We start from the raw sequence: 6,212 nt of genomic DNA, 5'->3' as shown, positions 1-6,212 counted from the left end.
AATGGTGGGTCGTGCAGGATTCGAACCTGCGACCAATTGATTAAAAGTCAACTGCTCTACCGACTGAGCTAACGACCCATTTTTGCTGTTTCCAGTTATCCCCGGCAACGGCGGCTTATATTACTGACTTCTCAAAACTGTGCAACAAAAATTTTTATATTTAGTGTCTAACTGCCTGTTCTTTACCCATATTGCCTAATAAAATAGCCATTCTGGGTAAAGAACAGGCTGTTTATAGTCACAGAGGCACTATAAACCGGCTAAACGTTTCTCTGCCTGTTTTGCACTTGCGCTATTGGCATACAGAGAAATAATACGTTGATAAACTGCCTTAGCTTTATCTTTTTCGCCTTTCTCCTGCATGATAATGCCAACTTTCAACATTGATTCAGCAGCCTTCGGCGATTTTGGATAATCTTTTACCACAGAAGCAAAATAATAAGATGCATCATCTTTTTTGTTTTTGTTGTAATACAGTTGCCCCAGCCAGTAATTGGCATTCGGCTGATAACTAGACTTTGGATACTGTTTCACAAAACTTTGGAAAGCAGTTATCGCATTATCATATTGTTTTTTCTCAAGTGCCAACGTCACGGCATTGTCGTAATCTTGCTTCTCATTTCCGGTCGAGGCGGCAGCGGTTGCTGTTGTACCTGCCGGAGAGGTTGTTGCACTTGCAGAGGTATTGTTAGCTGGCGTTGCGGCAGAAGAACCTTTACTTCCCAGTTCATCAATCTGCTGCAAAATAATTTTTTGTCGTTCGACGATCTGATCTAACTGATACTGATTGGTTTGGATTTGACCACGCAGAGTATCAATATCTCTCTGCGAATCGGACAATTGCTGCTGCAATTGCGTTAGCAACTGTCCATGTGCGTCAGAAATGCGTTCAAGCTGAGTAATACGATCGTCAGTTGAAGCAGCAATAGCAGCCACAGGGGCTGCTATGCCAACCAGTAACGACAGACTTAATACATGATATCTGAAATTACGGTTCATGAGTTTCTCTTAGTAAACTAGTACGGCACGACGGTTTTTAGAATAAGCAGCTTCGTCATGGCCTAACACGGCAGGCTTCTCTTTACCGTAAGATACGATAGCGATTTGCTCACCAGATACGCCTTTACCTTGCAGATACATTTTCACTGCACTAGCACGACGTTCGCCCAATGCGATGTTGTATTCTGGCGTACCACGCTCATCCGCATGACCTTCAACAGTCACTTTATAAGATGGGTTTGAACGCAGGAATGCAGCATGTGCATCCAGCATTTGAGCGAAGTCAGAACGTACGTCATAACGATCGTAATCAAAGTATACGATGTTATTGCTTTGCAGCTGTTGCATAGTCAGACGAGCTTGTTCATCAGCAGATGAATAACCACCGTTACCATTGCTGCCGTTACCGCCCAGACCAGAACCACTGCCATTAGAGTCTTTATCACTGCTACTACATGCGGCCAGAGCCATAATAGGTAAAGCGATCAATAACCCTTTCAGCACTTTATTCAATTGCATTTTGTCGATCCTTTAATAATAAAATTACCATACATACTTAACATGCATCACAGGTACGGCGACCAGGCAGGGAATTTAACCTGACCTTCAGTTGCCGGAAGACGCGCTTTAAAACGCCCGTCGGTCGAAACTAAACGTAATACGCTACCCAGCCCTTCTGTGGCGCTGTAGATAATCATAGTACCGTTAGGTGCGATGCTAGGCGTTTCATCCAGGAAGGTATCGGTCAATACTTGCACCGCTCCTGTATCCAGATCCAATTTGGCGATATGCTGTTTACCGCTCGCTGAACTCACCATGGCCATAAACTTGCCATCCGGTGAAACGTCCGTATCTTGATTTTGAGCACCTTCCCAGGAAACGCGAACCGGCGTACCGCCGTTAATATTGACTTTATAAATTTGAGGTCTGCCACCTTGGTCTGAAGTATAGGCCAAAGTTTGATTGTCAGGATACCACGATGGCTCAGTATCATTACTGCGGCTACGGGTTATTTGAGTAATTTGACTGCTCGCCAGATTCATGACGTACAAATTCAAGCTGCCATCTTTAGATAAGGCAAAAGCTAATTTTGAACCATCCGGTGAAAATGCTGGAGCGCCGTTATGCCGTGGGAAAGAAGCCACACGTTTAATGGCGCCGTTAGCCAGCGTTTGGATCACTAACTCAGAGCGACCGCTTTCAAAGGTCACATAGGCAATTTTACTACCGTCTGGTGACCATGCTGGTGACATCAGAGGCTCAGGAGAGCGATGCACCACAAACTGGTTAAAACCATCGTAGTCGGCAACGCGCAGCTCATGAGGATATTGACCACCCGCTTTACGTACAACGTAGGCAATACGGGTACGGAAAGCGCCTTTAATGCCGGTCAGTTTTTCAAAGGTTTCATCACTTGCGGTATGCGCCGCATAGCGTAACCACTGTTTGGTTACTTTGTATTGATTCTGAGATAAAACCGTTGGTGAACCAGATGAAGTATCAACTAATTGATACGACACCATGAAACCACCGTCTGCACTTGGCTGAATCTGACCAACCACTACCGCATCAATACCTAAAGCAGTCCAAGCCGCTGGCGTCACTTCAGAAACCGTGGTCGGTGATTGTGGGTTACGCGATGCCGCAAGAGGATTAAATTTACCGCTGTTTCTCAGGTCGGCAGCAATAATATCACTAATATTTTCAGGTGCTGCGCCAGTGCCAGTCCACTTAAACGGCACAACGCCGATAGGACGTGCAGAATCGACACCTTGGGTAATCTCGATTCTAACTTCAGCGTGTAATACGGATGCCCATAAAATCAGCAGCCCCATTGCTAATCGAAATGCATGCTTCATGTTTTCTCCCTTATCTAAGCCTTGTGGCTGCGATAAATTGCTCATTTGTAACAAAGCGATAACCTTTAAACCCAACAAATATTGGTCATTACTAACCGTAAATCAAGTTTAAACGCTAATTCTCTTTATTTATCGTCCAATTACTCAGGTTTGAAATCGAGTAATGAGTTCTTAAACTTCTCATACACAGCTGTTGATGGCGGTTTCGGTATTTTTGCCTGACGGGCAGCAACCAGAGCTACCTGACAAAGTGCCGGATCGCCACCTTCGGCCTGAACGCTAAATAGTGTACCGTCCGGTGCCAATTTAATACGCAGCGTACAGGTTTTCCCCTTATACAGCTGCGCATCATAGAAATTTCGCATAATCGCAGACTGAATTTGCGATTTATAACCATCAATTTCAGGGCCACTTGCCCCTGCTTTATTACCACCACCGGATGCGCCATTTGCTGATGGTGCATTCTTATCTGAAGCTAAACCACCGAACAAATCATCAACCTGCTTAGCCGCTTCCGCATCGGCTTTTTTCTTGGCATCTGCCGCCTTTTTAGCATCTGCGTCAGCTTTCTTCTTAGCGTCGTCCGCGGCCTTTTTAGCCTCAGCATCCGCTTTCTTCTTAGCCTCGTCAGCGGCCTGCTGTTTAGTTACCGCTTCCGCCTGTTTCTTGGCTTCAGCAGCAGCTTTCTTCGCATCGGCCTCAGCCTGTTTTTTAGTTTGCTCAGCTGCGGCAGCCGCTTGCTTCTGAACTTCCGCATCGGCTTTAGCTTTAGCTGCTTCAGCCTCGGCCTGCTTCTGGGCTTCCTGCGCTTTCTTCGCCGCCTGTTCAGCTTGTTTTTGCTGCTCAGCCTGCTTTTTCGTCACTTCCTGCGCCTGTAAACGATCTTTCTCTATCTGTTTTAAACGCTGTTGCTCTGCAGCCTGTTGCTGTTTAAGTTCTTCAGCTTGGCGGTCAGACTCTTGCTGCCTGAGTTTTTCAGCGCGTTTGGCGTCAGATTTTTGCTGCTGCTGGCGTTCAGCCTGCTGCGCCATTGCATTAGGGTCAACCATAACAGCATCAATAACAGCACCACCGCCTCCACCGCCGGTTAGGACATCTTTTTGCATAAAGGCACCGATCGCCAACAAGCCAATCACCAATATATGCAAAATAATCGAAACCATTACGGAACGGTTTAACTTATCTTCGTGCTCTGTAGCCTTTCCCACGCGCAGCTTCCAAAAAAACAATTAACTAACAAGACCATATGATTTGCAGGATGATCGCTCAACCACTAAATAGGCTGAGTCATTAATCCAACCGAAGTCACACCAGCGCGATGAAGCATATTTAACGCTTTGATAACTTCATCATATGGCACATCTTTTGCTCCGCCGATTAAAAATACCGTTTTAGGGTCTTCTTTTAACCGAGCCTGTGCCTCAGCTATGACCTGTTGTTCAGGAATTTGTTCAATGGTTTCATCCCCAACCTTCAGAGCATATTGACCAATGCCGGATACCTCAACAATCACCGGTGGCTTATTATCGGTAGAGACTGCTTTAGAATCAGACGCTTCCGGTAAATCCACATTAACGCTTTGACTGATAATGGGTGCCGTTGCCATAAAAATCAACAACAACACTAATAAGACGTCTAAAAGTGGAACAATGTTGATTTCGGCTGTTTTACCGGTACTACTACGCCGAGAAGTACGCTTATACGCCACGCTAGCCCCCTTACTTATTTAGTCTCTGTGGAGAATGCCTGACGATGGAGAATAGTCGTAAACTCTTCCATAAAGTTGTCGTAATTCTGCTCGAGCTTAAATACCCGCAGGCTAAGGCGGTTATGCGCCATAACGGCTGGAATCGCGGCAAATAGACCTATCGCAGTCGCGATCAAGGCTTCAGCGATACCCGGAGCAACCATCTGTAGCGTTGCCTGCTTTACCGCACCCAAGGCAATAAATGAGTGCATGATGCCCCATACGGTACCAAACAGACCGATATAAGGACTAATTGAACCGACTACCCCGAGGAATGGAATATGATTCTCCAAATTCTCAAGTTCGCGATTCATCGAAATACGCATAGCGCGAGTCGCACCTTCAATCGCCGCTTCCGGAGCATGATTATTAGCACGATGCAGTCTGGCAAACTCTTTAAAGCCGGAATAGAAGATTTGCTCTGAACCGACTAATTCGTCACGACGCGCGTTGCTTTCTTGGTACAAGCGAGACAAATCGATTCCAGACCAAAATTTATCTTCAAATGCTTCAGCTTCACGTCTTGCCGTACTTAAAATACGGGTACGCTGAATAATGATTGCCCATGATGCGATCGAGAATCCGACCAAAATCAGCATGACAAATTTTACGAGTAAACTAGCCTCAAGAAACAGGCTCATGATATTCATGTCAGTCACTTCTTTAACTCCGCGACAATAGACTTGGGAAGCTTCATTGGCTTCATCAAGTGTGAATCAACACATGCTACTAACACATCTGCTTGGCTCAATAATTTACCATGCTGATCAAAAATGCGTTGTGCAAACGTAAGGGATGCCCCACCCATAGCCACAATTTCAGTTTCAATCTCCAGCAGGTCATCAAGACGAGCGGGAAAAATATACTCAACGGCCATGCGACGGACAGCGAAAGCGACATGCTCACTCAGCAATTGTTGCTGATTATAATTGTATTGGCGCAACATCTCCGTGCGCGCTCTTTCATAAAAGGCCACATAGCGGGCATGGTAAACCACACCACCCGCATCAGTGTCTTCAAAGTAGACCCGAACGGGCCATTTGAACAGCAAGTTACTCACAAATATTTCCAGCCAAACTGATAACTAACCGACTGATACTATACGCAAGAGAAAACCACTTGGGAATGGGGAGAATGGGTGAGAGCAAAAATAATTCTCAGTTAAGAAAACTGACGATTATTTTTGCCATGAATGAAATGCGCTTATGCTAAAAAATAGGCCAAGCCGGCAATCATAATTGCCATTGCAGGAAGTGGCGTAAAAAAGGCTTTCCATCGCGTTTTATGCGGTCGAAATCCAACCCCATGAACCATTCCGGTACAAATAGCCCACATGACTAAAAAGCTCTGCCATACCACAACAGTGCTGGTTTTAGCTGCAAAACGCGCAGGATCCCAGAACACGCAGAACGCCAGCGATAACGCTAATATTAAAGAAAGGGCCCGAAACGGGCCCTTATCCATAATAGCGTACAGTTTATTAAACACAGTACCCATTATTGTTCGTCTTTATTCCCGTTATTGGTCTCATACCAGACTGCACCAATTATGCCGCAGGCGCAAGCCAGTAATGTTCCAAGACTCCAGGCAAAATACCACATGATTTC

The 6,212-nt window shown here is 45.6% G+C and carries 9 protein-coding genes and 1 tRNA gene; all 10 read right to left on the bottom strand.

What is annotated here, in order from left to right; translation table 11 throughout:
* Positions 1-2: 2 nt before the first annotated feature.
* Positions 3-78 (bottom strand) — tRNA-Lys (locus BMZ28_RS04560).
* Positions 79-249: 171 nt separating this feature from the next.
* Entirely contained in the window at positions 250-999 is a 750-nt protein-coding gene (gene cpoB / locus BMZ28_RS04555; protein ID WP_047780669.1) for a cell division protein CpoB, read from the bottom strand.
* A 9-nt stretch (positions 1,000-1,008) separates the two neighbouring features.
* Entirely contained in the window at positions 1,009-1,518 is a 510-nt protein-coding gene (gene pal / locus BMZ28_RS04550; RefSeq protein ID WP_074821015.1) for a peptidoglycan-associated lipoprotein Pal, read from the bottom strand.
* Between the two features lie 47 nt (positions 1,519-1,565).
* Positions 1,566-2,858, bottom strand: coding sequence for a Tol-Pal system beta propeller repeat protein TolB (gene tolB, locus BMZ28_RS04545; RefSeq protein WP_047780667.1), 1,293 nt, complete (start codon positions 2,856-2,858; stop codon positions 1,566-1,568).
* 140 nt (positions 2,859-2,998) lie between these two features.
* Complete coding sequence (gene tolA, locus BMZ28_RS04540) at positions 2,999-4,066, bottom strand: cell envelope integrity protein TolA (RefSeq protein WP_047780666.1); 1,068 nt, start codon at positions 4,064-4,066, stop codon at positions 2,999-3,001.
* Positions 4,067-4,131: 65 nt separating this feature from the next.
* Entirely contained in the window at positions 4,132-4,566 is a 435-nt protein-coding gene (tolR, locus tag BMZ28_RS04535; protein ID WP_047780665.1) for a colicin uptake protein TolR, read from the bottom strand.
* A 14-nt stretch (positions 4,567-4,580) separates the two neighbouring features.
* Positions 4,581-5,264: a Tol-Pal system protein TolQ gene (tolQ, locus tag BMZ28_RS04530; protein ID WP_047780664.1), complete on the bottom strand. Its 684-nt coding sequence runs from the start codon at positions 5,262-5,264 to the stop codon at positions 4,581-4,583.
* Entirely contained in the window at positions 5,261-5,665 is a 405-nt protein-coding gene (gene ybgC, locus BMZ28_RS04525) for a tol-pal system-associated acyl-CoA thioesterase (protein ID WP_047780663.1), read from the bottom strand. The genes tolQ and ybgC overlap by 4 nt, the downstream gene beginning before the upstream one ends.
* A 143-nt stretch (positions 5,666-5,808) precedes the next feature.
* Complete coding sequence (ybgE, locus tag BMZ28_RS04520; protein WP_047780662.1) at positions 5,809-6,102, bottom strand: cyd operon protein YbgE; 294 nt, start codon at positions 6,100-6,102, stop codon at positions 5,809-5,811.
* The gene (gene cydX, locus BMZ28_RS04515; protein ID WP_053007558.1) at positions 6,102-6,206 is read right to left on the bottom strand and encodes a cytochrome bd-I oxidase subunit CydX; all 105 of its coding nucleotides are present in this window, start codon (positions 6,204-6,206) and stop codon (positions 6,102-6,104) included. Before cydX ends, ybgE begins: the two co-directional genes overlap by 1 nt.
* Between the last annotated feature and the right edge of the window lie 6 nt (positions 6,207-6,212).

It is taken from the genome of Pragia fontium DSM 5563 = ATCC 49100, assembly GCF_900112475.1.
Classification (GTDB): Bacteria; Pseudomonadota; Gammaproteobacteria; order Enterobacterales; family Enterobacteriaceae; genus Pragia; species Pragia fontium.
This window is presented reverse-complemented; position numbering and strand designations above follow the sequence as displayed.

What these genes read in the sequence shown, in the direction of transcription:
- tolB (WP_047780667.1), bottom strand. Translation starts at nt 2,858, where the DNA reads ATGAAGCATGCATTTCGATTAGCAATGGGGCTGCTGATTTTATGGGCA.
- pal (WP_074821015.1), bottom strand. Translation starts at nt 1,518, where the DNA reads ATGCAATTGAATAAAGTGCTGAAAGGGTTATTGATCGCTTTACCTATT.
- ybgE (WP_047780662.1), bottom strand. Translation starts at nt 6,102, where the DNA reads ATGGGTACTGTGTTTAATAAACTGTACGCTATTATGGATAAGGGCCCG.
- cpoB (WP_047780669.1), bottom strand. Translation starts at nt 999, where the DNA reads ATGAACCGTAATTTCAGATATCATGTATTAAGTCTGTCGTTACTGGTT.
- cydX (WP_053007558.1), bottom strand. Translation starts at nt 6,206, where the DNA reads ATGTGGTATTTTGCCTGGAGTCTTGGAACATTACTGGCTTGCGCCTGC.